The 24,759-nt window shown below is 59.2% G+C and carries 26 protein-coding genes and 2 pseudogenes; 11 read left to right on the top strand and 17 right to left on the bottom strand.

Features of this window, described 5'->3' with window-relative positions:
* Positions 1 to 58 precede the first annotated feature (58 nt).
* Positions 59 to 946 carry a universal stress protein gene (locus tag C1D09_RS23845; RefSeq protein ID WP_143973961.1) on the top strand — a complete coding sequence of 296 codons (888 nt, stop codon included), beginning with the start codon at positions 59 to 61 and terminating at the stop codon, positions 944 to 946.
* Positions 947 to 1,122: 176 nt separating this feature from the next.
* Positions 1,123 to 1,746 (top strand): annotated as a pseudogene (locus C1D09_RS23840) (NAD(P)/FAD-dependent oxidoreductase); the annotation flags it as partial.
* 74 nt (positions 1,747 to 1,820) lie between these two features.
* Here C1D09_RS23840 and C1D09_RS33865 read toward each other — a convergent pair.
* Positions 1,821 to 2,186 (bottom strand): annotated as a pseudogene (locus tag C1D09_RS33865) (IS481 family transposase); the annotation flags it as partial.
* Between the two features lie 500 nt (positions 2,187 to 2,686).
* On the opposite strand from C1D09_RS33865, the gene C1D09_RS23835 reads away from it, so the two are divergent.
* The 4 genes from C1D09_RS23835 (at position 2,687) to C1D09_RS33265 (ending at position 6,369) form a co-directional block, all read left to right on the top strand.
* The gene (locus C1D09_RS23835) at positions 2,687 to 3,676 is read left to right on the top strand and encodes a nodulation protein NodZ (RefSeq protein WP_143976586.1); all 990 of its coding nucleotides are present in this window, start codon (positions 2,687 to 2,689) and stop codon (positions 3,674 to 3,676) included.
* Positions 3,677 to 3,818: 142 nt separating this feature from the next.
* A complete protein-coding gene (gene gmd / locus C1D09_RS23830; protein ID WP_109671350.1) occupies positions 3,819 to 4,919 on the top strand; it encodes a GDP-mannose 4,6-dehydratase in 1,101 nt (366 codons plus the stop codon).
* A 72-nt stretch (positions 4,920 to 4,991) separates the two neighbouring features.
* On the top strand, positions 4,992 to 5,960 hold the full coding sequence (locus C1D09_RS23825) for a GDP-L-fucose synthase family protein (RefSeq protein WP_143976585.1): 969 nt from the start codon (positions 4,992 to 4,994) through the stop codon (positions 5,958 to 5,960).
* A gap of 235 nt (positions 5,961 to 6,195) precedes the next feature.
* Positions 6,196 to 6,369 carry a hypothetical protein gene (locus C1D09_RS33265; protein ID WP_167514723.1) on the top strand — a complete coding sequence of 58 codons (174 nt, stop codon included), beginning with the start codon at positions 6,196 to 6,198 and terminating at the stop codon, positions 6,367 to 6,369.
* A gap of 620 nt (positions 6,370 to 6,989) precedes the next feature.
* On the opposite strand, the gene C1D09_RS23820 is transcribed toward C1D09_RS33265, so the two are convergent.
* From C1D09_RS23820 to C1D09_RS33260, 13 genes are all read right to left on the bottom strand, one after another.
* The gene (locus tag C1D09_RS23820; protein ID WP_143976584.1) at positions 6,990 to 7,898 is read right to left on the bottom strand and encodes an SIR2 family NAD-dependent protein deacylase; all 909 of its coding nucleotides are present in this window, start codon (positions 7,896 to 7,898) and stop codon (positions 6,990 to 6,992) included.
* Positions 7,899 to 7,939: 41 nt separating this feature from the next.
* Entirely contained in the window at positions 7,940 to 8,152 is a 213-nt protein-coding gene (gene nifT / locus C1D09_RS23815) for a putative nitrogen fixation protein NifT (RefSeq protein WP_097574884.1), read from the bottom strand.
* Positions 8,149 to 8,475: a nitrogen fixation protein NifZ gene (locus tag C1D09_RS23810; protein WP_143976583.1), complete on the bottom strand. Its 327-nt coding sequence runs from the start codon at positions 8,473 to 8,475 to the stop codon at positions 8,149 to 8,151. Before C1D09_RS23810 ends, nifT begins: the two co-directional genes overlap by 4 nt.
* A 90-nt stretch (positions 8,476 to 8,565) precedes the next feature.
* A complete protein-coding gene (locus C1D09_RS23805; RefSeq protein ID WP_027056561.1) occupies positions 8,566 to 8,760 on the bottom strand; it encodes a 4Fe-4S dicluster domain-containing protein in 195 nt (64 codons plus the stop codon).
* Positions 8,761 to 8,792: 32 nt separating this feature from the next.
* Positions 8,793 to 10,274: a nitrogenase cofactor biosynthesis protein NifB gene (nifB, locus tag C1D09_RS23800; RefSeq protein ID WP_143976582.1), complete on the bottom strand. Its 1,482-nt coding sequence runs from the start codon at positions 10,272 to 10,274 to the stop codon at positions 8,793 to 8,795.
* 249 nt (positions 10,275 to 10,523) lie between these two features.
* Positions 10,524 to 12,284, bottom strand: a complete 1,761-nt coding sequence (gene nifA / locus C1D09_RS23795) for a nif-specific transcriptional activator NifA (RefSeq protein ID WP_143976581.1) — start codon at positions 12,282 to 12,284, stop codon at positions 10,524 to 10,526.
* Positions 12,285 to 12,442: 158 nt separating this feature from the next.
* Positions 12,443 to 12,742, bottom strand: a complete 300-nt coding sequence (locus C1D09_RS23790) for a ferredoxin family protein (RefSeq protein WP_143976580.1) — start codon at positions 12,740 to 12,742, stop codon at positions 12,443 to 12,445.
* A 12-nt stretch (positions 12,743 to 12,754) separates the two neighbouring features.
* Entirely contained in the window at positions 12,755 to 14,062 is a 1,308-nt protein-coding gene (locus C1D09_RS23785) for an FAD-dependent oxidoreductase (protein ID WP_143976579.1), read from the bottom strand.
* 11 nt (positions 14,063 to 14,073) lie between these two features.
* Positions 14,074 to 15,177, bottom strand: coding sequence for an electron transfer flavoprotein subunit alpha/FixB family protein (locus tag C1D09_RS23780; protein ID WP_143976578.1), 1,104 nt, complete (start codon positions 15,175 to 15,177; stop codon positions 14,074 to 14,076).
* A gap of 20 nt (positions 15,178 to 15,197) precedes the next feature.
* Positions 15,198 to 16,049, bottom strand: coding sequence for an electron transfer flavoprotein subunit beta/FixA family protein (locus C1D09_RS23775; RefSeq protein WP_143976577.1), 852 nt, complete (start codon positions 16,047 to 16,049; stop codon positions 15,198 to 15,200).
* Between the two features lie 184 nt (positions 16,050 to 16,233).
* A complete protein-coding gene (gene nifW / locus C1D09_RS23770) occupies positions 16,234 to 16,617 on the bottom strand; it encodes a nitrogenase stabilizing/protective protein NifW (protein ID WP_143976576.1) in 384 nt (127 codons plus the stop codon).
* A complete protein-coding gene (nifS, locus tag C1D09_RS23765; protein WP_143976575.1) occupies positions 16,598 to 17,854 on the bottom strand; it encodes a cysteine desulfurase NifS in 1,257 nt (418 codons plus the stop codon). The genes nifW and nifS overlap by 20 nt, the downstream gene beginning before the upstream one ends.
* A gap of 524 nt (positions 17,855 to 18,378) precedes the next feature.
* Positions 18,379 to 18,534, bottom strand: coding sequence for a hypothetical protein (locus C1D09_RS33260; protein ID WP_167434556.1), 156 nt, complete (start codon positions 18,532 to 18,534; stop codon positions 18,379 to 18,381).
* A 34-nt stretch (positions 18,535 to 18,568) separates the two neighbouring features.
* Between C1D09_RS33260 and C1D09_RS23760 the strand changes: the two genes are divergently transcribed.
* From C1D09_RS23760 to C1D09_RS23745, 4 genes are all read left to right on the top strand, one after another.
* Positions 18,569 to 20,464, top strand: coding sequence for an ABC transporter ATP-binding protein (locus tag C1D09_RS23760; RefSeq protein ID WP_246135850.1), 1,896 nt, complete (start codon positions 18,569 to 18,571; stop codon positions 20,462 to 20,464).
* A 626-nt stretch (positions 20,465 to 21,090) separates the two neighbouring features.
* Entirely contained in the window at positions 21,091 to 21,294 is a 204-nt protein-coding gene (locus C1D09_RS23755; protein ID WP_097574920.1) for a CCE_0567 family metalloprotein, read from the top strand.
* Positions 21,291 to 21,608 (top strand): ferredoxin III, nif-specific, encoded by a 318-nt coding sequence (fdxB, locus tag C1D09_RS23750; RefSeq protein ID WP_006333844.1) that lies wholly within the window; start codon positions 21,291 to 21,293, stop codon positions 21,606 to 21,608. Before C1D09_RS23755 ends, fdxB begins: the two co-directional genes overlap by 4 nt.
* A complete protein-coding gene (locus C1D09_RS23745; protein WP_143976573.1) occupies positions 21,605 to 22,258 on the top strand; it encodes a nitrogen fixation protein NifQ in 654 nt (217 codons plus the stop codon). Before fdxB ends, C1D09_RS23745 begins: the two co-directional genes overlap by 4 nt.
* Here the strand turns inward: C1D09_RS23745 and rpoN are convergent.
* Together rpoN and C1D09_RS23735 are read right to left on the bottom strand one after the other, a co-directional pair.
* The gene (gene rpoN, locus C1D09_RS23740; protein WP_143976572.1) at positions 22,255 to 23,706 is read right to left on the bottom strand and encodes an RNA polymerase factor sigma-54; all 1,452 of its coding nucleotides are present in this window, start codon (positions 23,704 to 23,706) and stop codon (positions 22,255 to 22,257) included. The genes C1D09_RS23745 and rpoN overlap by 4 nt on opposite strands.
* A 74-nt stretch (positions 23,707 to 23,780) precedes the next feature.
* Entirely contained in the window at positions 23,781 to 24,338 is a 558-nt protein-coding gene (locus C1D09_RS23735; protein WP_143976571.1) for a peroxiredoxin, read from the bottom strand.
* Between C1D09_RS23735 and C1D09_RS33255 the strand changes: the two genes are divergently transcribed.
* Positions 24,328 to 24,489, top strand: coding sequence for a hypothetical protein (locus C1D09_RS33255; RefSeq protein ID WP_167514722.1), 162 nt, complete (start codon positions 24,328 to 24,330; stop codon positions 24,487 to 24,489). The two genes, C1D09_RS23735 and C1D09_RS33255, sit on opposite strands and share 11 nt — an antisense overlap.
* Before the next feature lie 77 nt (positions 24,490 to 24,566).
* Here C1D09_RS33255 and C1D09_RS33510 read toward each other — a convergent pair.
* Positions 24,567 to 24,759, bottom strand: a 193-nt coding sequence (locus tag C1D09_RS33510) for a hypothetical protein (protein WP_208760422.1), incomplete at its 5' end; no start/stop codon positions are given.

Raw genomic sequence — 24,759 nt, 5'->3', positions numbered from 1 at the left:
GTGAGCCGGTCTTGCGGCCTGAAACGCCCTCATCGAACACTCAGGAAGAAGCACGAAAATGGGCTTTAAAACGGTACTCTGTTCGACCGGCGCTGACCATTCCGATCGGGACGTCAGAACTGCTGCCGGCTTGTGTGCGGAGATCGGCGCGCACCTTTCCGTACTGATTATACCCGCTCCGATGCTCCTTATGTCGCATCGGCAGATCGGAGATGGTGTCTCCGAGTGGCCGGTAGGACGTGGACAGGCAATTGCCAGATTGAACGACCGGTTTCGGCAAATCGATCGAGTTACACAGGACGCGGTCAAACTGGAAAAACGCTCCCGAGATATCCACAAACTGCTGGAATCTATGTCTCTCGCCTATGACCTTGACACCGACTATTACGATCCGGCCAGCCTCGGTGAAGTGGCACGACAGCGGGCGCTCTGCGCCGACCTCACGATCATCGGACCGGGGCTCCTCGACGACGAGAATCTCGGACCTCCTGTGGTCAACGGCTGCTTGTTCGATACGGGAAAGCCGGTGCTCGTTGTGCCGAAGGGGGCTGAGGCGACGCTATGGCCACGGCGCGTCCTGGTCGGTTGGGATTCGCGAGTCGAGGCGTCCCGTGCGGTTCGAGAAGCGCTGGGCCTCCTACGCGTTGCTGAGGAAGTTCGTGTCGCCCTGGTCGATCCGAAGGCCAACTACAACGGGAACGGCGCGGAGCCTGGAGCCGACATCGCTGCTTATCTCACTCGGCACGGTGCTCGGGTGTCGGTTGACCTCCTGCCAAGTGCCGGCAAATCGGCGGCCACGGTGCTTGCGCAGCACGCAATCGACATTTCTGCGGACATGATCGTCATGGGCGCCTATGGCAGCCGTCGGCTGCGTGAGCGGCTCTTTGGCGGTGTGACCAGATGGATCTTTGAAAAGCCGACATTGCCGCTGTTTTTGGCTCGATGACGGTTCCGGACCCGCACCGATGCTGTTCAAAGCTCTACTGTGACGCCTGCATTCATACGTAGATGGGCTCCATCGAAATAATCGATCTTACGAAGAGTAACGAACATGAAAAGCATTGCTCGGGAGGCGACGCCCGCCGGAAATCTCTCCAGTCATGCGCAAGGCGGAGGTGGAACGGCCAGAGCGTGACCAGTGTCAGCCTCGACAATGGCGACAGGCTGGAAGTTGGCATCGTCGTCAACTCAGCCGGGCCGAATGCCGGCACGGTGGCTGCCATGGCGGGGCTGGTGTTTCCGGTCGAGCCGCGCAAGCGCAACGTCTTCGTCTTCGAGGCGCGCGAGAAATATGCCGACATGCCGCTTCTGGTTGATCCCTCCGGCATCTATGTCAGGCCGGAAGGCTCGGTCTATCTCACTGGCGGCGCCGAACCGGAAGAAGGCGACGGCCCGGCCGACCCCACCGATTTCGAGGTCGACTGGCCGCTGTTCGAAGAGGTGATTTGGCCGGTGCTGGCGACCCGCATTCCGGCCTTCGAGGCCATCAAGGCGACCCGCGCCTGGGCCGGGCACTACGATTACAACACGCTCGACCAGAACGCGGTGATCGGGCCGCACCCAGAGGTCGGCAATTTCCTCTTCGCCAACGGATTTTCAGGCCACGGTCTGCAGCAGGCCCCGGCGGTCGGCAAGGCGCTGGCCGAGCTTCTCGTGCAYGGCGGCTACCGCACGGTCGATTGCTCCGCGTTTGGGTACATCCGCGTCGCCGAAGGGCGGGCGTTTAGGGAATTGAATGTGATTTAGCAACAACGGCGCCGCGACGGTCTCCTTTGGTGCCGGCGGGACAGAGGGGGCGCGAAGGTTCGGGACAGGCGGTGCCGCGGTACAAAGGCCTTGATGTTTAGCTTGCCCTGTTCGGTTGGGACCTCCGCAATATCAATGCGGAAGAAGCCGATGCTTGCGCTGCAGACAGGATCGTCGGCTGCAAGGCGTAGAGGCAATCGTCCACCGGCAGCAGCGTGTTGCGGCGGAAGGCCACAACAGCGGTCCTCTTCTACGGCAGACAGAACCTTCGATCTCGGCTCCCTGGGGCCGGTGGGCAGATCGGCCGTCGAACTCCGCTCCTCCACTTCGCGACCGTCTTGGGGTTGATGGCATAGCGCTTCGAAGGCGACCTCAGGCTCGCTTATCGCTCGACGGATCGCCCCTTTCTTTGTGGCGCTCCCATGCAGAACCTGGCCCAGTCGAAGCTCAATCTTCTTGTCCGCACACAGAGGAGATCGTTGGGATCGTGGCCGCGGTCCGCGCTCATGGCCGGCTCACTTAGGTCGATGCTGCGTGCTGTCACCGTGAGGTTCCGCTGGGGTTAGCGGTGCGTCGAGCGCAACGAGAGGGTTCACAGCCAACGCCCTGGAACCCATGTCACTAGCCATCCATGGCGTGGATGCGTTTCATCGAAACAGACGATTTTACCGATGTTACGGCACGTTGCATAGAAAGAATTCAAGAATGTAAGCGGCCTTAGGGAAAGTGGTTGATGTTTGCGTTGGCTCCGAAGAGCATTTTCTGGTCTGCGCCGAAGACCAGCCCAGGCGCGCGTCCATCGCGGCCAGGCACTTCCGCGATAGACGCAAGCTACATCGCATTGGCGCAGCACGACAAGCTTCCCCGAATTGCGCAGGCGCTTGCCTCGAAGGCAGCAGCAAAGCTGAGGCTTGTGGTGTTCTGGAGAGAGGCAATTTAGATGCTTGTTGATCGCTCAAGGAACGATCGGTTCGTTGTTTCTCGACGGCGCACGGGTCTCGGTGATTGCCTGTGGTCTCTCGCGTCGGCTTGGGACTACGCACATCGGACGGGACGAGCTTTAGCAATAGATTGGCGCGGCTCTTGTTACCTTGACAATCCGTTTGCGAATGCCTTTCCAGCTTTCTTCAAGCCAATTGAGGATATCGGTGGTGTACGGGTCATTTGCGATGACCAGATCAACCACGTCTCATTCCCTGGTCCCTTCTTCCCGTCGTGGTGGAACAAGCCATCCATCGACTGCGTGTACCGTCCGGATGAACAGATTTTCCAAGAACGTGACGAGCTTAACGATCTTTTCCAGGCCCAAGATGATTGTGAAGCCAACACGGTAGTGTGTGATGCTTGCTTGATGTGGCGCTGCGATGAAAAGGCCGAGCGAACCATATTTAGGAGCATCACACCGAGGGTCGAAATTGAGGATCGCATTGAAGCGCTCTACCAGGAACATTTTGACGGACACAGCATAATTGGAGTCCATGTCCGCCACGGCAACGGCGAAGATATTATGGATCACGCACCTTACTGGGCTGATCCGAAGGTTGCCTTAGAGCAGGTATGCACTGCCATTCGCATGGCCAAGGCGCAACCGCATTCAAGACCTGTAAGGGTGTTCTTGTGTACAGACAGCGCCAAGGTTGTTGATCACCTGTCGGGCGTATTTCCCGAACTTTTCACCGTCCCAAAACGCTTCCAGGCGGATCAGGCCGGCCCCTTACACAGTGCAGCACTGGGCACCGACGGGGGTTTTTCCGCTCTCGTTGAGATGTATCTCCTCGGTCGATGCGACACTGTTATTCGCTTTCCTCCGACTAGCGCCTTCACCCGCTATGCCCGCCTCTTCGTGCCACGAATTGTCGAATTCGATTTGAATGACCCGCGTCGTTTGATCTTGATCGACAACTCTTTCGAACGTTCCCCGGCTCCATGAAAGGCTGGCATCCCGCTCGAACTCTCCCTTGCCTTCGCGCAGAGGCCCCCGTTCGCCCTGCTCAATGCGCCCCTTTCTCGCCACGCAATCCCGCCGCAGGCGAGCATTTTCATGGGCGCGTCAAAATCAAAAGGATTCAAGCTTGTCAAAGAGAAAAGTCGCTTTAATCACCGGAGTCACCGGGCAAGACGGTTCCTACCTCGCAGAATTGCTTTTAGAAAAGGGCTATTCTGTGCATGGGATAAAGAGACGATCGTCTCTTTTTAATACGGGCCGTATAGACCATCTCTATCATGACCCTCATGAAGGTGGCGTTGATCTGACACTTCACCACGGGGACTTGACAGACTCGTCCAGCCTTACGCGCGTCATCCAACTGGTTCAGCCAGACGAAATTTACAATTTGGCAGCTCAGAGCCACGTTGCAGTCTCCTTTGAAGAACCAGAATACACCGCAAACTCCGATGCCTTGGGTGCGCTGCGTATTCTCGAGGCAATTCGGATCCTGGGGCTCGTCAAGCATACGCGCTACTACCAAGCCTCGACGTCTGAGCTCTACGGGCTGGTGCGGGAAACGCCACAGACCGAGACGACACCGTTCTACCCCCGATCACCCTACGCTGTTGCCAAATTGTATGCTCACTGGATCACCGTAAACTATCGAGAATCTTACAATTTTTATGCATGTAACGGCATTTTATTTAATCACGAGTCACCTGCGCGCGGAGAAACATTTGTAACGCGCAAAATCACGCGCGCCTTGACTCGGATTAAGCTTGGAATGCAGCCCACTCTATTCTTGGGAAATCTTAATGCGCGTCGCGATTGGGGGCACGCTCGAGACTACGTCCAGATGCAGTGGTTGATGCTGCAGCAGGAGCAACCTGAAGACTTTGTGATCGCTAGCGGTGAGCAACATTCGGTGCGCGAATTCGTCACCGTCGCGGCCGCTGAACTCGGCATCGATGTTCGTTGGATGGGGGAAGGGGTCGACGAAGAGGGGTACGATGCAAAGACGGGAGCTCTGATCGTAAAAGTAGATCCCCGTTATTTTCGTCCTGCAGAAGTCGAGACACTTCTCGGCGATGCCCGCAAGGCGAAAGAAAAACTTGGGTGGGAGCCCAAAATCTCCTTCATCGAATTGGTTAGGGAGATGGTTCGGGAAGATTTGCGCATGGCAGAGCGTGACGCAGTGCTGATGAAGCAGGGTTATTATTCACACAGTCCACGAGAGTTATGCTGACAACCGCGGTGCCATGCTGGCTTATTGTCAGTGCTATGGTGGCCTTCTTAAGGAGCGCCCGGAGCGTTATCAATGGAAAACAAAAAGATGAAGAAAGTCTATGTAGCAGGCCATCGCGGCCTTGTCGGATCCGCCACAATGAGAGCCCTCGAGGCATTAGGATCCTATGAGATAATAACACGTACTCACGACGAACTGGATCTATTTGACCGGAGCGAGACGCGCAAGTTCTTCATGTCGCGGCGGCCTGACTACGTCGTTATGTGCGCCGCAAAGGTTGGTGGTATACTGGCGAACGCTAGCTCCCCTGTCGATTTCCTTCATAACAACTTAGCGATTCAACTCAGTGTTTTTGACGCCGCTTACGCGTCCGGCGTCGAACGGATGATTTTTCTTGGCTCCTCGTGTATCTATCCACGCGACTGTCCGCAGCCGATACGGGAGGAATACCTTCTAACCGGTCCGCTTGAAGCGACGAATCGTCCCTACGCTTTGGCAAAAATCGCTGGAGTCGAATCATGCTGGTCTTTCAACCGGCAGTACCAGACACGCTATCTCGCGTTGATGCCGACCAACTTATATGGTCCCGGCGATAATTATCACCCCGAAAATTCCCACGTTCTGCCTGCCCTGATACGCCGTTTTCATCAAGCTAAAATAAACGGCGACACCTCGGTGGAGATTTGGGGATCCGGAAAGCCTCGACGAGAGTTTATGTATTCGTCGGATGTAGGCGATGCCATTGCGTTCCTGCTTGGCCTGCCAGATTCGGATTTTGACGCCTTGACAGCCCCCGACACTGCGCCCCTGATTAATGTTGGCGTTGGTGAGGATGTCACAATTCGCGAGGTAGCGGAACTCGTCAAGGCGGCGGTTTGCTGGGAGGGCAATTTGGTGTTCGACACGACGAAGCCAGACGGTACTCCGCGCAAGCTACTGGACGTAACGCGCTTGCGTAACCTTGGCTGGAAAGCCAAAACGTCTCTTGGTGCCGGGTTGCAAGCGACGTATGAGGATTTTCTTCGCCTTCATGGGGCTTGATGTGGAAGCGCGCATCCAGATTGGACTGCATGTCCGACGGGGTGCAAGCTTGTTCAGTCAGGCCAAACAGAAGAGAGGGACGCGTACATACCGAGGCGGCCGCAATATTGGCCTGTGCTAACGTTGCAGACCGGACCTCTCTGCGACCGACGACGCAGAGGATCACCCAGAAGCTTGCCCAAGCCAAATGGGAAGGGGAAGGCCGCATAACCGGCCGCACCTGGAACGGCTGTGGGTGAGCGCCGTCAACTCCAGCCGCCAGTTAGAACTGCTCGACCTCGCGGGAGCCGTTGCTTACGAAGCCGGCATCGACAGGAAAGCCAACCAGGCCCGCATCATGCCTCGGGGCAGCCTTATCCAAGGCGGTGCATGCGGAAATGGCGGACGTCGACGTATGCTTTTCAACTAGCGCTTAGCCGTTGTCCCGCTGCGTGGTGTAGCTGGCGGCATTGGTCGCCGTGCTCTCCGGCATGGGCCGGGCTGATCGGATTGGTTCAGTCTGCACTCACTCGCCTCAAGGTCATGGCGCCACAAGCGCGGATTCGCGGCGCCGTGGTGCGGGCGTTTACAACTCATGCAGCAGCGGGTCTCGTTGATGGCGAAGCGGCCTGCCCTGAACCAATCGCTCGCGTCTGCAGCGCGCCAAGCTGTCGCGCAACGCGATCATCCTGACGCTCTGGGATGGCAGTGGCAGGTGACCGCCTATGCGGTGAGCACGCTTGGCCTTAGCTCGATTGGCATCGACCCCAACCGGCCTGATCATCGTGCCGTGCCCTGCTTTTACGGCCAGGTGAAGCCGATCAGCTGCGACCGCTCGCCGCGACAACCATGGCGCCAGACTATGGTCTGCTCGGCTGGTTCGAGCCCGTCGCCGCTGTGTTCATCCGCAGCATCGAATGCCATATCCGCTGCAGCCTCGAATGCAATAACCGTCCTAGCTTTTCAGAGCGCCTCTCGGAGTTGTTGAAAAACCCGGAAGTCAATTGCCCGTTCTACCTTTTCGGCAATGTGGAGGCGTCTGGGAATGGCTCAAACGATTCCCCGTTTGGAATGCGATGTCTCGCCCAGTCCGACGAGACGGGCTGCGGCTTGACCCGTCGGCATGTCAATGACCGTGATTGCCCTTTCTGCAAGGAAGCGACGCTCGTTCTTGGTCAGCTGTGCTGTATCGATTGCCGCAAAATGTGGGCCATGGGAGCGCTTCATGATCTGTCGGGCATAGGTGCGCAGCATCTGATCATTGAAGCGGCAGCCGAGGAAGAAAAGACCACGGCTGGCTCGCCGTTCCTTCACCAGGTCAGGGATCGGCGTCTGGATGTCGATTTCGCTCAGCACTTCAACGTAGTCGGAATCTGCGACGAGGAAGTTTGCGGCCGGCCTGGCACCGCCGTGAGGGGCGTAGAGAACCGTCTTCGCCGCTGGTGCGGATTCGAGTAATATCCCGGACAAATCGTAGGCTTTCGTCCAAATGTCACCGATCTCGTGCGCCCGTGTTACGCCCTGTATTTCGACGACGTCGGTTCGGCGGGTCTGTATTAGAGCCGCGCGCATGGCACCGTCGTACCAGCTGTCGACGATCACGGAGAGCGGCAGCGTTGCAAGCCAGGCATGCAAGATGGTCGGCACCACCGGGGCCGCGAATATTTCGGCCATCCAAACTTGAAGCGTCTGGCGGTGCCGGCGCTGTTCGATATACTGCGCTACCGACCACATGTTGGTGCGAATCTTCGAAGGGGCTGGCGCGCGCTTGTTGAGCGCTGCGGCAACGGCTTCGGGGGTATGCGGTACGGGCGGTCCCGCGGAGCGGATCTCAAGCAGACCCGGGCCGAGATAGGGAATGACCTGATCGGCCGCGAGCCCTTTCTTCAAAAGGTCAAGCTGCCTTTCGGCAAAACTGTCCCGAATGACGACGAGATGACCCGAGGTCATTGTGTTCATGCTCGTATCCCTTTGCCGCTCTCTTTGTGTAAACCCGAAGGTCAGTCCTCGTCGGAAATCTTCCTTGCTTCGACGGTAATCGGCAAAGGCGTATCCCGCGGAAGGTCGGGCAGGACTAACCGCCAGCCGTTCTTCAGCGTCACGGCCCCACCCCATAAGTGTTCGTTGTCGACCTTGATGATCGGCTCTTCGAGATCCTTTTTGGGAATATAGGCCGACAAGCCAGCACCGGTCCTGCGGATCATTACCCTCATCGGGCCGTTCCTTCGTCAAACCCAGCACCGATTTCGGCACTGCAACGAATCCCAGCCGTCTCAAGGCTCATAAGTTCACGCGCACGCATGCCGACGACGGTGCCGCGATCGACCCATTCGACCGCATAGATGTAGAACTGCTGGAGAAAGGTGCCGATGTCGCGCACATAGCCCTCGTCGCCTTTGCGCACCAGATTTTCACCGATCTCCTTGCCCGGATAGGTGCCGTCATTTTTTATGTGGCGTGTGGCGCGGACCCGCTCACCCGGCATGAATCGCGGCGGTGTACGGATTTCGATGTCCTGTTCGCGTCCGAGGCTCATGGCCGTTCCTTTCTCTCGGCTGCAGCTTTCCAACAGGAGGTCAATGGTCCTGCGGAGGCGCCTCGACCGTGTCGGTAGCCGAAATGGAGGTCAGGCGGGGACGCAAGTCTTCGACACCGGACATACCGAGGCGCATTGCTGCGTTTCGAAGGTCCCCTCGCATTCGGTGCACTTTATCGGATCGATCACGTAGGTCTCGCCCTTGAACTTGATCGCGCCCGAAGGGCATTCAAACTCACAGGCACCGCACTGGGTGCATTGGGAAGCGATGATCTTAAAGGCCATTTTCAACTCCGGTTCGGTTAGAATGAGGCGGCTCAGGCCGTCGCAGCCAGTGGCTCACTCCCAAACTCGGCGGCGTAAAGCGCGCCGATCGCGGTCTCGATGTAGTCATACCCGTAAGCATCCGTTGCTCGGATCCCACCTTCCTTGAGACGATCCTTGGGGCAATTTCCAATTCTCGCGCACAGCACGATGTCTACGCCTTCGAGCGTAGAGATGACGCCGTCGAGGCTCTTGTCCTCGGCCCGGCCGCCGAGGCAATACTGCTCGACCTTGCGATGACCGACGAAGCTGATCCCTTTCGGCGAGGCCTCATAAACCTGGAATTCCTTCGCATGGCCGAAATGTTCGTTGATGCGGCCGCCACCCTTGGTCGCCACCGCGACCAGAAGCGATTTGCCGGAGCCCGCGGTCTTGACCATCCCGAGCGCCTCGCTCTTGGCCGCCATGCGGTCGCCCCGCTCGCGCGCGACCGCTGCCCGATATGTCTCGCGCTTGCTGGCGTCGTACGTGACCTTGTCGGGAAGCCGGTCGAGCGTGAATTCCTGGCCACGATCCTCGCCGAGCAGGCCGACAGCATCGGCCCGGCACTGCCGGCAGTGGCGCATCAACTTGGCGCCGCCTTCGAGACGATCCTGAAGGGCCTTCAGCTCCATTGCCTTGGGGCCGCGCTGCCCGCTCAGGCCGTAATGCGTACCGTGTGCCGGGTCGGAAATCAGCGGCATGACATTGTGCAGGAACGCGCCGCGCTCCTTGACCCATTTATTCACCTCGATCAGGTGCTCATCGTTTACGCCGGGGATCATCACCGAATTGATCTTGGTGAGGATGCCGCGCGCCGTCAGCATCTCCAGCCCCGACATCTGTCGTTCGTGCAGGATCGTGGCTGCCTCAACGCCGGTATAACGGCGGTTGTCATAGAAGATCCATGGATAGATCTTGGCACCGATCCGCGGGTCGACCATGTTGATGGTGATCGTCACGTGATCGACATTCATTTCGGCAAGCTCGGCGACGCGGTCTGGCAGCGCGAGCCCGTTGGTTGAGATGCACAGCTTGATGTCGGCGATTTCCTTGGCGACCCGTTCGAATGTCGCCTTTGTGTTCTTCCAGTCGTAACAGGCATCGCCCGGTCCGGCGATGCCAAGCACGGAAAGCTGCGGCACTTCGTTGGCAACCCCGATCACCTTGCGCAGCGCCTGGTCGGGCGTCAGCCTTTCCGAAACCACCCCAGGCCGGCTTTCGTTGGCGCAGTCATATTTGCGATTGCAGTAGTTGCATTGAATATTGCAGGCTGGGGCGACCGCCACATGCATGCGCGCGAAATAGTGGTGCGCTTCCTCTGAAAAGCAGGGATGATCCTTGATCTTCTCCCAGACAGCCGAGTCCATCTCGTGCGGCTTTGCGGAGGAGCCGCAGGATGAAGATGCGCAGGCACCGGATTTCGCTCCCGCCGGCAACTGATCGAAGACAGTCGTGCCGGAAAGGCTCTGTAGCGAAATCATCGGTGCGGACATCGAACGGCTCCGTGCGTGGTGTGAACATCGCACTTCAGAGCGCAAGAGATATGCCAACTCGAAAAGCGGTCTTTATCCGTCATGCTGGCTTTACGTCGGCCTTTTGTGTCCAATTGTGTCCGTTTCCTGCGACACGGTTTTGTCAGGTCGCCGACAACGGTCAAAAGCAACGCGAAAAGGGACGTCTTGTCTCAGTTACGCCCGGTGCGGGCAGCAACCGCGCTCCCAAATGTGGTGTCATCAATGGCGTTAGAACTTCTTCACTTCGATATGATGCCGGCGCAGAGCATAGCCGACCTGCCGCGGCGTGAGACCGAGGAAACGAGCCGCCTTGGCCTGAACCCAGCCGGCTTTCTCCATCGCATCGATCAGTCGGTCGCGTTCCGTCAGACGCTGGTTCATTGCTGGGCAAACGGGATGGTTGGGGTCGCAGGTCTCGCCGGGCGATGCCTCATTCTGGGAGGGGCCGACTCGCATGGCAGGCAGCGGCGATCCAACCGGCATCATATTGCCACGTGCGAACTCGTCGACGGCATAGGCGCCGTGCGAACGGCCGACTCCTTTCCACAGAAGCGAAGAAAGGCACTGGCTGTTCTGGCAGGCGAAATCCGACGGAGTTATTGTCATTGAACGCGCAAGTGTGGCCGTCCGTCGCACACAATTCTCCAACTCACGCACGTTGCCAGGGAAATAGCATTGCGAGATCAGGTCAAGCGCCGACGGCGTGAAGGCAAGATCGCGATGGTTCTCCTTGTTGAATCTATCGAGGAGAGTTTTGGCAAGGCGTGGAATATCGCCCGGCCGCTCTCTGAGGGGAGGCAGGACTATTGGCACCACATTGATGCGGTAATAAAGGTCGGCCCTGAACTCTCCATTCCGGACAGCCGTCTCGAGGTCCTTGTTGGTGGCGCATATGAGCCGCACGTCAACTTTTAGGGTCCTGGTGCCGCCCACTCGCTCCAGTTCTCCTTCCTGCAAGACGCGCAATAGCTTGGCTTGAAAGGCAGGCGAAATCTCGCCGATTTCATCAAGCAGCAGGGTTCCGCCATTCGCCAATTCGAACCGGCCGGCGCGCTGCAGGATAGCTCCGGTGAAGGCGCCCTTCTCGTGGCCAAAGAGCTCCGATTCCAAGACGCTTTCGGGCAGTGCGGCGCAGTTCAATTTGACGAAGGATTTCTCCCTCCGATGTGAAAGCCTATGGATGGCCTGTGCAAAGAACTCCTTGCCGGTACCGCTTTCGCCTCGCAGAAGCACGGTGGAATTGGTCCTGGCCACGACCGAGACGATCTCCAGCACTTGCTTGAGTGCGGGACTTTCTCCGATGATTCCGTCGACCTTGACATGCGGATGTCGGGCCGGATGGGTCCTGTCCTCGTCGAGCGACTGCTCTGGTCTCGATTGCTTCTCGATAAGTCGCTGACCAGCTGTGCTCAAAGTGCGATGCAGGCGAATGGTCCGGCCGACCAGATTGGCGACCATGGCCAGGAAACGTAAGTCCTCCTCGTAACGGAACTCGGTGGTACCGTTCCTGACGCGGTCGATCGACAGCGTCCCGAAGATCTTTTCCTCAGCCTTTAGCGGGACACCGATAAACGCAGTTGCGATCGTGCCGCTGGTCGATTGAGGATCAGCCTGAAACAGCTCCGACGTGTTTGTGTCTTGTATGACGATCGGCACTCCAGTAGCGACGATTTTGTCTATTACGGCCTGGGGTATGACACTGCCGATGGCTGACCGAGGCACAGCGCCGCCGGTAGTTGCGCTAATCTGCGGCTCTCCTTCAGCGTCCAGGACGACGATTGCGCCATGACGCATTTGCACAAACGAGGAGAGGATATTCGCGACATTGGCAAGCGTAATCTCCAGCCGGGTCGGGGCAGTCAGAATCTTCGATATCTCGTAGACTCCCCTGAGCCAGCTGTCCGCATTGCGCGCCGCTTCGACCGCAGGTTCAGGCGGGGTGTTCCGAGATACAATTTCACCGACCTGATCTGGAAGCATGTGAGCCATGCAAACACCTCAAGGGTTGTCCAAGGTGCTCCTCCCAACCCCTTTTTTGTATTTCGAGTTCCAGAAACATAGTATTTTCAGCTTTTCGGGCAATTTTGAACGATATTGGCGGTCTTGACCGCAATTGCGAGCCTCTCGTTTCTCGCTCTTTGCGCCAGTCATCCAAACTTGAAGAGAACGCCAAAGCCGCCGCGCGGGTAGTTCCATACGATCTCACCGCTGGCCTCGCACAGCACGCGACAGGTGCCGCATTCCATGCAGCCGTCGGAAGTCGTCTCCACCTGTCCCTTGTCGTTCAACTCATAGCACTTGGCCGGGCAGATGTGTGTCAGCGCGAGCAGGTTCGCGCTCGGCCTCTCGTGCGGTCGCACTTTGATATGCGGGCGGCCCGGATCGACCAGATAGCGGTTCTGATAAAGCTTCTCCTCGACACGTAACTTCGTCACGGCTATCGTCATCCTGTTTCTCCTTCAGCGCCACGCGAGTGCCAGGCGGACCACATCGCTGATCAGCCCCCAGCGCGAACGCGCCTTGATGAAGGCAGCAGTGGTCGCCTTTTCCTTCTCGATTTTCGGGGTGCCGTCGACCCGCATGAAGTTCTGCGCGGCCTGCGACATCAACTGCGGGTAAGTCATGAAGAAATTGCGGGAATTGGTGTGTATCAGGGCCGGCATGTCCTTATATTTCATCAGGTCTTTGACTACGAAGGACTTGTCCAGCATGGTCTTGTAGAGGGCGAGGTTCCTCCTGATCATCGGCTGGTTGCGGCCCTTGATCTCAATGATTGCCTCGCCCGCGATGCGACCGGAAGTCATGGCGAGGTTCGAACCCTCGCGGTGAATAGCGTTGTTCAGTTGTGCGGCATCACCGACCGCCACCCAACCGTCGCCGAAGAGCTGCGGAATTGCCTTGTAGCCACCTTCGGGAATGAGATGCGCGGAATACTCCTTGACTTCCGAGCCCGCGATCAGCGGCCGGATCGAAGGATGGTTTTTGAAGGCGTCGAGGAGGACGTAAGGGCTCTCCATTGTCTGGGCGAAATCGGAGACGAGGCAGCCGATGCCGAGAGAGATCGACTCCTTGTTGGTGTAGAGGAAGGCCAGTCCGGCCATGCTGCGGGAAATCGTGCCCGCCGCTTCGATCACGCAGCCTTCGTCGCCCTGGAGGCCGAACCGCTGCTCAATGACCTCATCGGGTAGGAAATGCATTTCCTTGACAGCGAGCGCCACGCTTTCTGGCTTCGGCATCTTGCGCAGGCCGGCCCGTGTACCGAGCAGTCCGTTGACACCTTCTGCGAGCACGACGACGTCCGCGTAGATCGGCCCGCCAGCCCGGTCGGTGCGCACGCCGATCACCTTGCCGCTGGCACTGCGGACAAGTTCGGTCACCGTCGTCTCGCACAGCACCGTCGCGCCGGTCTGGCGCACCTTGCGCGAAAACCACTTGTCGAATTGGGCGCGGATGATCGTGTAGCGATTGGGCTTCGCCTCGTTGAAATCGTCCGATCGATACTGCATCCCGGTGTGGGAGGTGTCGTCCATCACCCAGAATCGCTGCTCGACCAGATGCCGCTCGAGAGGTGCATCATCCCGGAAATCCGGAATGATTTGCTCCAACATGTCGGCGTACATGATGGCGCCCTGGACATTCTTGGAGCCCGGATACTCGCCGCGCTCCAACTGCAGCACCGTCAGGCCCTGGCTTGCCATGGTGTAGGCGGCCGCGTTTCCGGACATACCGGCCCCGACGACGATGGCGTCGAATTCTTCCTCGATCATGGCCGTCTCCCTTAGCTCGCAAGCTTGTCGTGGCTATGCGGCGACAGCCGCCGGGTGAAAGCTTCCGTCAATGCCGGAAGGAAACGGATTGCATCGGTGACGATGCCGAGGTGGGCAAAGTCGAAGATCGGGGCGTTCGGGTCGGTGTTGATGGCTACGATCAAATCAGCCCCCTCCACGCCAACCCGATGCTGAATGGCGCCGGAAATCCCGGCCGCTATATAGAGCTTTGGCCGGATGGTCTTGCCCGTTTGGCCAACCTGCCGATCGGCCGGCATCCAGCCCTTCTGGACCAGCGGGCGCGAACAGCCATATTCGGCGCCGATTGCCCGCGCTAGATTCTTCACAAGCTGCAAATTCTCCGCTGAGCCGAGACCGAGGCCTCCGGCAACCACGATGTCGGCGTAGGCGAGATTTGCCTTTGCCGATTGGCGATCGAGGTTGAAGCCAAGGACTTTGGTGATGATCTCTTCCTCGGTCATTGACAGCTTGTGCCGGATGACACGCCCGACCGGCTTATCCGTCCGCGGTGGCATGGCCATAACCCTCGGTCGTACGGTGGCCATCTGTGGCCGGTAGTTGAGCGTATAGATCGTGCATAGCAAGGAACCGCCGAAAGTCGGACGGGTCGCGGCGAGCGAACCGTCGACAACATCGAGTTCGGTACAGTCGGCAGTGAGCCCTGTCAGCAAGGTCGTCGCTACTGAGCCAGCGAGATCCCTGCCGAGCGTGGTCGCACCGAGAAGCAGGATCTCCGGCTTGTGGGTATTGACCAGATCCGTCATCGCCTTGGTGAAAGGCTCGTTGCGATAGTCGGCAAGCAACGGTGCCTCGACGAGATAGACAAGGTCGGCGCCGTAAGCAAAGGCCTCGGCAATGGCATGCTGCGTGGCCTCACCCGGCGGTCCGAGCACGATCCCCGCAAGCTGCATGCCTAGCTTGTCGGCGAGCTTGCGGCCTTCGCCAAGCAGTTCGAAGGACACGGGATGGACCTCGCCGCGTTCCAGTTCGATGAAAACCCAGACGTGCCGATAGTCCCTAAAGTGCTCAGGCAATTCCCTCTTGATGCCGGCACGGCCGGCGGAAGGAGGGGCTTCGCGGTTCGCGTTCGACATCATCTCTCCTTGCCGTCCCGTCACTGGCCGCCGTCGAAGGCGAGTTCGTGTTCCAGCGCTGGCTGGCGGGTAAAGATTGCGGCGATCAGTTCGTCAGCGAGGTCGTGCTGCGTCTTGTCGGTCATGTCGATCTGCGTCGCCTTTTCCGCCCGCGTGGTTGGGGCGAAAACGCGCTTGACGACCGTCGGCGAGCCGCGCAGGCCGCATTTGTTGAGGTCCTCAATGCCAGCTTCGGCCGCGCTCCATTTCACGATCTGGCCGCGCGCGGCGCGCATGGCGTCGTCGAGCGAGCCTCTGCGGATTTCGTTGGTGCCTTCCAGCATTGTGACGAGGCAAGGCAGCCTGCTTTTCAGCATCTGCGTACCGCCTTCCGAACGGCGCTTGACGGTGATCTCGCGCGCATCGACATCGATAGAGCCGATCTTCGCCACATAGGTGAACTGCAGGAGGCCGAGGCGCTTGGCGATGCCGGGCCCGACCTGGGCGGTATCGCCATCAATCGTCTGCTTGCCGGCGAAGACGATGTCCGGCGCGCCAAAGGTCTCACCAATTCTCACGATTGCGCGAGAAAGCGCGAAGGACGTCGCCAGCGTGTCGGAGCCGGCAAAACAGCGGTCGGTCAAGAGTACCGCGCGGTCGGCGCCATAGGTGAGCGCCTTTCGCAGCGCATCTTCTGCCATCGGCGGACCCATCGTAAGCACGGTGACCTCGCCGCCATGGGCGTCGCGCAATCTCAGTGCCTCTTCGAGGGCGAACAGGTCGTAAGGGTTGATGATGGTCGGCACACCCTGGCGCATGATCGTGTTCGTCACCGGGTGGACACGTATCTGCGCGGAGTCCGGCACCTGCTTGATACAGATTACAATGTGCATTGCGTCTTTCTCGGCTCCAATCCGCAAGCGGCCCTGGCGTTCATCTCCTTCGCAGCATCATTCGTGCCAACCGTTTTGCGTTGCTCTGTTCCCTTTGACATGGGGTTGGTTTGTTCCGAAGGTGCCGTCGTGATGACCGGGTTTGTCGGCTTTTCGACCTTGTCGCGTCGCACTAGTGTCGCGTTCATTCTGTCCCGAACCGCCTCAGGATCGACTCGAACGGGACAAAGGCGTGGTCCCGAGTGGCCGGTTTGTCGGGATCGTGCTCTTTGAGCACCTTGAAGACCCGGTGGGTGAGTGGCGAGGATGTCGCGAAATCCTCATAGGCGCGTTCCAACGTCGCACGCGCCCGCGCGGCGATCACCCCGTCGGGAAGACCGGCGAAATCCTCTTCAGCGAGATATTGTCCCATGCGCTTGAGGATATGCAGCCGTGAGACATTGAGCACCTTCGGATCATAAGAGATGCAAAGGACTGCGAAGAACTCCTCCGCAGCCGACAGGCTCTTCAGCCGGGCGAGGATGTCGGTGACATCGATGGCACGACTTTCAGCGAAACAACTGCGCATTGCATTCTCCTGGGCCCGAAACGGTGGTCGGGTTTGCGTTGTCGCCCAGGCCTGGAGCTGATTGAAGTCCTCTGGCCTGGCTGGCAGATGGGGAAAGCTGACGCAGCTTCTCAACGATCCCGGGCATGACTTCGAGCACCCGGTCGACGTCCTCCTCGCCGTTGTTGCGCGAAAAGGAGAAACGGATTGCGCCGTGTGCTGTGCTATTGGGGATATTCATCGCCACCAAGACGTGGCTCGGCTCCAGCGAGCCGCAGGCGCAAGCAGAGCCGGAGGAGCAGGCGATGCCCTCGCGATTGAGGAAATGCAGTATGCCCTCACCTTCGATATCTTCAAAGGCGATGTTTGCGGTGTTCGGCAACCGCTTTAGCAAATCGCCGGCGACGAAGGCGTCTGGGATGCTTTGGAGAAGTTCCTTCTCCAGGCGGTCGCGCAACGCCTTGACCCGTGTGTTCGCGTCGTCCATGAATTTCAAGGCAAGATCGGCGGCCACGCCGAGACCGACGATGCTTGGCGTATTCTCCGTGCCGGCGCGGCGGTTGCCCTCCTGGCCTCCCCCCTTGATCAGCGGACAGAAGCGGACGCCCCGCTTTACGTAAAGTGCGCCGACCCCTTTCGGTCCGTGTAATTTGTGACCAGACAGAGACAGCATATCGATTGCCGTCGATTTCAAGTCGATTGCAAGCTTGCCGACCGCTTGCACCGCGTCGGTATGGAAAAGGGCGCCGACTTCCTTGGCCAGCTCAGCAAACTCCACCACCGGGAAGATGGTTCCGGTCTCGTTGTTCGCCGACATGATCGAGACGATCGCCACGCGCGGGGTGAGGGCGGCCTTATAGGTGTCGAAGTCGAGCCGGCCGTGGTGATCCACCGGGATCCTATGCACCTTGATGCCGCGCGTCTTCTCAAGGTCGGCGCAAAGCGTCAGCACGGCCGAATGCTCGACTGCGGAAGTCACGATCTCTGTGCGCTCAGGCATCACCTCGAGCGCCGAAAGGATCGCCGCGTTGTCGCTTTCCGTCCCGCCCGAGGTGAAGGTGATCTCGTCGTCGAACTCCGCGCCGATCAGCGTTTGCACCTGCCGGCGCGCCTTTCTCACCGCCGCCCCGGCGGAAGCGCCAAAATCGTGGCTCGACGAAGGGTTGCCGAATTGGTCGGTAAAAAACGGCAGCATTGCTTGAACGACTTCAGGATCGACCCGTGTCGTTGCGTTGTTGTCCAGATAAACAGGTCTCATGGATGTGATCCTTCTCCTGAGCGCAATCACGCAAAGCGCACGCCCGGTCTGTCATGATGATGATGATGGTTAGCCGAAGGAGTTGCCGCGGCCACATTCGGCCTGCGCGCTTCTTGGCGCCGGCGCGGTAACCCCTCTCGACCTTGGTGCGCCAGCGTTGCGCCGGCTCGGCCCCCGGCAAGCGCGGTCTTTAGGCCACGGCGTTTTCGGTGCGCTGGATCATGGACTGTCTCTCCTTCAGGCCGGACACGTTCGCGAAGAGCTACGCATGGACCGTGCCAAAGAAGGGAATCATTTCAAAACAATATGATGGCTCCAGCACTGCTATGTCGCATTTCCGACATCGGCGGGAATTGTTCAACGCGGAACGCCGTTGAATCGGGCGTAGATTCCGCCTCGCGTGAGGAGCAATCCTGTCAGGCCGTTCGCCAAGGACGCCCGCGCGACCGAGGCGTCCTGTCGGGTTTGTCGAATGCGCGACACGGCACTGTTACGCCCCGGTTGCCCTGCTGAGATCTCGTTTGTCATTGTAGAATATGCAGAAAATTCTTCTGAGCTTCTTTCTGAGCCTTTGGCGCGGTTTTTGCGGTTCTCTCCTCGTAGGGCAGCGCGTGCCTGCGGCCGATATTCATCTCGCGGGTGACATCGCGATCGATGGAACGAAGGAAAGAAAGCAACATGTCAGCTCCAGATCAGCCACCCGCATTCCGAGCGATGTTTTCGTCCTTACGCAGACCTTCCATTTCGGGTTTCTTGAGACCGAGCGGCCTGCTGCGCTCGTACAAAGCCACGCGGCGTTTTCACATCGATCTACGCGGCGCCGCCTTTCGCGACGTTTTCGCCTTCACCATACGCCACTGGAGCAGGCAGCCGGTCCGGCTCGCGATCATTATAGTCGCGGTGCTGGTGGCAACGCTCCTTGACGTTCTGACGCCGCTCTATTCCGGACGGCTCGTAAACGCGGTCGCCCAAGGAGCGGCAGCCGACGCCGTCGTGTGGGATGCGGCTCTTGCCGCCTTTTCAATGTTGATTGCGCTCGCACTCGGCGCCGTCGTCATGCGCAACATCGCCTTCATTGCCGTCAATGACTTCATTCTGAAGATGATGTCCGACATCGCCAGCGACGCGTTCCATCGCGTCCAGCGCTTTTCGACCGATTGGCATGCGAAAACCTTCGCCGGCTCGACGGTGCGCAAGATCACGCGCGGCATGTGGGCGTTCTGCCTCCTTAACGACACGATCCTTCTTGCCTTGTTCCCGTCGCTCATCATGCTCGTGGGGTCGAGCGTTCTGCTCGGCTGGTATTGGCCGATGATGGGGCTGATCATCGCTTGCGGCTCGGTTGGCTATGTGGCGCTGATCATTGTCCTGTCGCTCGGCTATGTGGCGCCAGCCGCAAACCTCGCCAACAACTGGGATACGAGGCTTGGCGGCTCGCTTGCGGACGCGATCAGCTGTAACGCGGTGGTCAAAGGTTTCGGCGCCGAGGTGCGGGAAGATCATCGTCTCGCGAAAGTCATCTCCAAGTGGCGGCACCGGACCCTCCGGACCTGGGTGCGCGGGACGGTCAGTGCTGCATTCCAGGGGATCATGCTTCTTGCACTGAGAGCGGCTTTGATCGGCTATGCCTTATTTTTGTGGTCGCGCGGCCAGACTACCCCAGGTGACATCGCCTTGGTGCTCGGGTCTTTCACCGTCCTATATGGCTACTTGCGTGATGTTTCCATACACGTGCGCAACATCCAGCGCTCTGTAAATGAGATGGAGGAACTGGTCCAAACCTACAGCCAGCCGCCCGACGTGGCCGATGTTCCGGGCGCCAAGCCGATCCGGATCACGAAGGGTCACATCGATTTTGAGAGCGTCCATTTCCACTACGGCAATCATTGGTCGCCCTTCTACAGCGACTTGTCGATTTCGATTGAGGCCGGCGCACGGGTCGGTCTGGTCGGCCCCTCTGGCTCCGGCAAGACCACCTTCGTCAAGCTCATCCAGCGGCTTTACGATCTGGATGCTGGACGAATCTTGATCGACGGGCAGGACATCTCGCGGGTGACGCAGGCCTCGCTGCGCTCGCAGATCGCGATCGTACAGCAGGAGCCTCTCCTGTTCCACCGCTCGCTGGCCGAGAACATAGCCTATGGGCGGCCGGGTGCTTCTCGGTCCGACGTCGAGCAGGCGGCGCGGCTCGCCAGCGCGCATGACTTCATTGCGCGCCTGCCGAACGGCTACGGTACGCTGGTCGGCGAACGCGGCGTGAAGCTCTCAGGCGGCGAGCGCCAGCGTGTGGCGATAGCGCGCGCCTTCCTCGCCGATGCCCCGATCCTGATTCTGGACGAGGCGACATCGAGCCTCGACTCGGAATCGGAGGTGCTGATCCAGAAAGCGATGGAGCGGCTCATGGTCGGGCGCACCACGCTCGTCATTGCGCACCGGCTCTCGACGGTGCGCGAACTCGACCGGCTGCTTGTCTTCGACCGTGGTTGCATCACCGAGCAGGGCGACCATGCCGCGCTGATCCGTCGCGACGGCATCTACCGCCGCCTGTTCGAGCGGCAGGCCTTGGAGCTGACAAGGGGTTGGAATGAGACCAATGTGCAACGCGGTTGAACGCGGCGTGAATTCAGCTTGCCTCCCCAGCAATCCTGTCGGGCCGTTCCTGAAAAGGCGGCCGCAACCTGTCGTCGGGCTTGTCCAATCCACGAGACGCCTGGTGCCGGCCTGTCTTCCTGCCGCGCTCTTGAGCAAACCCATCAATGCGATGAAGACAATTTTTTATGAGCTGCGTCCTGGGTTCCCGGCACGGCGCTTGAGGCTTCCTCCTGAGGCGGCAGCCGCCGCGCGATCATTTAGATCCTGGTTGATGCGATCAATGGAGCGAAGGAAAGCAACGCGCCGGATCGACGCGAGATCCGCATTCTCTGGCATAGGGGCGTCGCCAAATCGACACCCTCACAATATGCGCTCACCGCCCGCGTCGACGTCGGGAACAAGATCTTGATTGTCGTCTGCGCTCAACCGCTCTTATGCCGAGCTTGAAGGATACGGACCTGCGTCTCGCCGCGCGGGATTGCATAAGCTGGCTGCAGCGTCTCGCCTACCATCGGCATCACCGGTTCGGCTTCGAGACGTTCCGCAAACCCGCCGAGGCCGGCACGCCGGCGATGCGGTCGTGGCCATCGAAGCGCGTCCCGACATGGCGCGGGCGTAACGACCGGCTTGCGAGGAAGGGGATCATGTCAGACCTTGCGCTGTTGCAGAAGAAGGTCCGCAAGCTGCAGTCGCGCGCGGGAGCCGCCAAGATGGAATTGCACGACCTTGCCGAGGACCTTCCGGTCAACTGGACCGAGATCAAGGCAGTCGCCTGGAAAGCCTTCGAGGTTTTTTCCGAGTTGGATGCGGCAAAGGAAGAACTCGCAGCGTTGGAGAATTCACAATGACGGGCGCTTTCGTCACCCGCGACGGCTCTCCCTGGACGCCGCACTATCTGACGGCGATCGATGGCGCGACCTGCATCGGCTGCGGCCGCTGCTTCAAGGTCTGCTCGCGCGAGGTCATGCACCTTCATGGCGTCGATGACGCAGGCGAAATCCTCGGCATCTGCGCGGGCGAGGACGACGACTTCGACGGCGAGCTCAACCGCATGGTCATGATCGTCGACCATGCCGGCCGATGCATCGGCTGCGGCGCCTGCGGCCGCGTCTGCCCGAAGAACTGCCAGACCCACCTTGCGGCCGACAAGCTTGCTGCATGAGCTGGGGACAAGACCAGCAGAACGGCGCCACATTCGCCCATCACCGTGGCTGTTTCAGCACCAGCCAATGGCCGCCGACAGACCAGGCGGCGGCGTTCGACCGGCATGCGCTTGCCTGTGTTTTCTACCTCGCGTTTGAGGAGGCCGAGGCCGGCAAGGCGACCGCGACCGAAGCAACCGGCCTTTCGCGTGCCAACCTGCGAGATGTCATGACACGCTATTTCCCGGCTGTTCCCGTCAACGCCTTCGCGCTGGAAAAGCTGACCGATCCCGAGCCGGATATGGAGGAAGGGCTTCTGCGCGGCTTGCTTATTGGGCATGCCAGGCCAGGCGATCCGGCGAGCACCCTCTTCGCCAAGATCATCGCCAGGCGCAGTTTGCGCAATGACCATCTGTGGCAGGACCTTGGCCTTTTCAATCGGGCCGAACTCAGCCGCTTGATGGCCAGACATTTCCCGGCGCTGGCGGCCGGCAACACCAAAAACATGAAATGGAAGAAGTATTTCTATCGTAAGCTCTGCGAGGCTGAAGGCTTTTCGCTATGCACCGCGCCCAGTTGTCAGGAATGCCGCGATTTCGAAAGCTGTTTTGGCCCGGAGGAAGGCGAAAGCCACTTGGCACGGATCAAGAACGGGTTCGCTTTGGATTAAGAGCCGCTTTCGTCGCCGCCGCCCGGGCTTGATTGGCATCGAAGCCGTACGCGCTTTTCCCGGCGACGTCGCGCGGAGGACGGGATGTTGAGCGCCTCACGATATTTCGCAACGGTGCGGCGAGCAATGTCGATCCCGGTTTCCTTGAGCCGGGTGGCGATGTCGTCGTCGGAAAGCACTTCGTTGGGCGATTCCACGGCAACCATCGCCTTGATTTGATGGCGCACAGCTTCGGCGGAGTAGGCGTCGCCGCCTTCGGAGGAGCCGATCGCGACAGTGAAAAAATACTTCAGTTCGAACACGCCGCGCGGGGTCAGCATGTACTTGTTCGACGTTACCCGGCTTACCGTCGACTGGTGCACGTTGATCGCATCCGCGACAGTCCTGAGATTGAGAGGCCGCAGGTGGGCGACCCCATGTTCAAAAAAGGCGTCCTGCTGGCGGATGATTTCAGCCGCTACCTTGAGGATCGTCTTGGCGCGCTGATCAAGGCTGCGGATTAGCCAGTTCGCGTTTTGGAGGCATTCGTTGAGAAATGACTGGTCTTTCGAATTTTGGGCGCTTAGGCGGGAAACCTGGGCAAAATAGTTTTGGTTCATCAGCAGCCTGGGCAGCGTGTCTGGATTGAGTTCGATTTGCCATCCACCTCCGGGAGAGGGCTGAACCAAGACGTCGGGAATGATCGATTCAGGCCCTCCGGATTGGAATCGGTTTCCAGGCTTGGGATCGAGCGCGCGGATTTCGTGCAACATGTCGAGAAGGTCGTCTTCATCGACACCGCAATGGCGCTTCAATGTTTGAAAATCGCGTCGCGCCAGCGCTTCAAGATTGGCGACCAGCGCTGCCATTGCCGGGTCGAACCTGTCTAGCTGCCGCAATTGTATCTCAAGGCATTCGCTGAGAGTTCGCGCAAAAATACCCGGTGGATCGAACTGCTGCAAGGTTCCGAGAACCCGTTCCACAACAGCCTCCCGGACATTCAGGCTGCGGGCCAGTTCCGAAAGGTTCACCGGAAGGTATCCGGTGTCTTCCAGATGACCGGCAAGCTCGCCAGCTATTCGCCGCTCCAGCGGCGCGAATGCGCTGAGAGCGATCTGACGAGCAACATGGTCGTGCAATGTTTCGATGGACGTCCAGGAATCTTCGAACGCATGGTTTCCCGCCGGTTGGACATTATTTTTGCCGCGGATTGATTTCCACTGCGAGGCCCGATCCGATATTCCGCCCGTGGTCGGCCCGATGCGCGGATTCCCGGCCGAAATCGACGGAATGTCCTTCGGCGCCCGGTTTGACGCCCGTTCCAGAAAGGGGTTCTTCTCGATTTCCTGCTCGACGAACTGATGCAGTTCGGGATGCGCCAGTTGCAACAGGCGAATGGATTCCATCATTTGCGGCGTCAAAACCAACGATTGCTTCTGACGCTGAAGCAGGCTTGCTGAGGACTCCATGGCTAGCGTGAAACTCCTACCGAGCGACCCTTCGCCTTGTGCAAGGGGATTTTCGAGACGTTGACTCGTCTAGATCATGCAGCCGTCACGGCTTTCGCGGCTTTCGCGGCTTTCAGCGTTTCAAGGACGTTCTGCGGCGACGATACGCCATAAGGGTCCGTCTCGCAGTTGTCGCAGAAACCGTCCTCCTCGAACCACCGCTCCACCACGCCATTGTTGATTGCGGCAGCGTAGCGCCAGGAACGCATGCCGAAGCCGAGATTGTCCTTGGCAACCAGCATGCCCATCTTGCGGGTGAACTCGCCCGAGCCGTCTGGGATCAGCTGGACTTTCTGCAGCCCCAGGGCCTTGCCCCAGGCATTCATGACGAAGGCATCGTTGACGGAAATGCAGTAGATCGCGTCAATTCCCTCCTTCTCGAACTCGTCGTAGAGCATTTCGAAATCGGGCAACTGCAAGGTCGAGCAGGTCGGGGTGAAGGCACCGGGCAGCGAGAACAGGATGATGCGCTTGCCGCTGAAATAGTCGTCGGATGTCTTGTCTTCCCAGCGGTACGGGTTTGGCCCCTCGATGGACTCATCGCGAACACGCGTGCGAAAGGTGATGAAAGGAACCTTTTTTTTGACCGTCATCAATGTGCTCCTGGAGGAAAACTGGTGCGCTGCTTTTTCGGTTGAAACTGACACGGCATCGACCTCGGCCGGCAATTCGGTCGAGCGCCGCGCGTTTTGCGTCGGCCTTGGATCAGCCATGGCAAAACCGCTTGCGAGCACGGGCGTCTGAAGAAACGAGCTCTCGATTTGCGGCGGCAACGAGAACGGTACGCGCTTGTACGGGGCGTCGCGATGTCAGCAATGGTCTTACTCCTGGCCACCTTGTGATGGGTTCTGCCGAGTACGACGCAAGCGCCATGCCATTTGATTTTCAGGCTTGGGTTCACACTGTTTTTTGCAGCGACCCTCTTTGCCTTGAGCGGCCAGAACCATGCCTTCGCCGAGACCGAGCGCGCCCATAATCACCTGATCGTGGGCTCTGAGCGGAGGGGATTCCCTT

The sequence above is a fragment of the Mesorhizobium intechi genome (assembly GCF_002879535.1).
Taxonomy (GTDB): Bacteria; Pseudomonadota; Alphaproteobacteria; order Rhizobiales; family Rhizobiaceae; genus Mesorhizobium; species Mesorhizobium intechi.
The sequence above is the reverse complement of the archived record's forward strand: the minus strand, read 5'-3'. Positions and strand labels throughout refer to the sequence as shown.

Coding starts and splice junctions, on each gene's coding strand:
- C1D09_RS23845 (WP_143973961.1), top strand. CDS start 59: ATGGGCTTTAAAACGGTACTCTGTTCGACCGGCGCTGACCATTCCGAT.
- C1D09_RS23835 (WP_143976586.1), top strand. CDS start 2,687: ATGCTTGTTGATCGCTCAAGGAACGATCGGTTCGTTGTTTCTCGACGG.
- C1D09_RS23825 (WP_143976585.1), top strand. CDS start 4,992: ATGGAAAACAAAAAGATGAAGAAAGTCTATGTAGCAGGCCATCGCGGC.
- C1D09_RS23820 (WP_143976584.1), bottom strand. CDS start 7,898: ATGAACACAATGACCTCGGGTCATCTCGTCGTCATTCGGGACAGTTTT.
- nifT (WP_097574884.1), bottom strand. CDS start 8,152: ATGAGGGTAATGATCCGCAGGACCGGTGCTGGCTTGTCGGCCTATATT.
- C1D09_RS23810 (WP_143976583.1), bottom strand. CDS start 8,475: ATGAGCCTCGGACGCGAACAGGACATCGAAATCCGTACACCGCCGCGA.
- C1D09_RS23805 (WP_027056561.1), bottom strand. CDS start 8,760: ATGGCCTTTAAGATCATCGCTTCCCAATGCACCCAGTGCGGTGCCTGT.
- nifB (WP_143976582.1), bottom strand. CDS start 10,274: ATGTCCGCACCGATGATTTCGCTACAGAGCCTTTCCGGCACGACTGTC.
- nifA (WP_143976581.1), bottom strand. CDS start 12,284: ATGGCTCACATGCTTCCAGATCAGGTCGGTGAAATTGTATCTCGGAAC.
- C1D09_RS23790 (WP_143976580.1), bottom strand. CDS start 12,742: ATGACGATAGCCGTGACGAAGTTACGTGTCGAGGAGAAGCTTTATCAG.
- C1D09_RS23785 (WP_143976579.1), bottom strand. CDS start 14,062: ATGATCGAGGAAGAATTCGACGCCATCGTCGTCGGGGCCGGTATGTCC.
- C1D09_RS23780 (WP_143976578.1), bottom strand. CDS start 15,177: ATGTCGAACGCGAACCGCGAAGCCCCTCCTTCCGCCGGCCGTGCCGGC.
- C1D09_RS23775 (WP_143976577.1), bottom strand. CDS start 16,049: ATGCACATTGTAATCTGTATCAAGCAGGTGCCGGACTCCGCGCAGATA.
- nifW (WP_143976576.1), bottom strand. CDS start 16,617: ATGCGCAGTTGTTTCGCTGAAAGTCGTGCCATCGATGTCACCGACATC.
- nifS (WP_143976575.1), bottom strand. CDS start 17,854: ATGAGACCTGTTTATCTGGACAACAACGCAACGACACGGGTCGATCCT.
- C1D09_RS33260 (WP_167434556.1), bottom strand. CDS start 18,534: ATGTTGCTTTCTTTCCTTCGTTCCATCGATCGCGATGTCACCCGCGAG.
- C1D09_RS23760 (WP_246135850.1), top strand. CDS start 18,569: ATGTTTTCGTCCTTACGCAGACCTTCCATTTCGGGTTTCTTGAGACCG.
- C1D09_RS23755 (WP_097574920.1), top strand. CDS start 21,091: ATGTCAGACCTTGCGCTGTTGCAGAAGAAGGTCCGCAAGCTGCAGTCG.
- fdxB (WP_006333844.1), top strand. CDS start 21,291: ATGACGGGCGCTTTCGTCACCCGCGACGGCTCTCCCTGGACGCCGCAC.
- C1D09_RS23745 (WP_143976573.1), top strand. CDS start 21,605: ATGAGCTGGGGACAAGACCAGCAGAACGGCGCCACATTCGCCCATCAC.
- rpoN (WP_143976572.1), bottom strand. CDS start 23,706: ATGGAGTCCTCAGCAAGCCTGCTTCAGCGTCAGAAGCAATCGTTGGTT.
- C1D09_RS23735 (WP_143976571.1), bottom strand. CDS start 24,338: ATGACGGTCAAAAAAAAGGTTCCTTTCATCACCTTTCGCACGCGTGTT.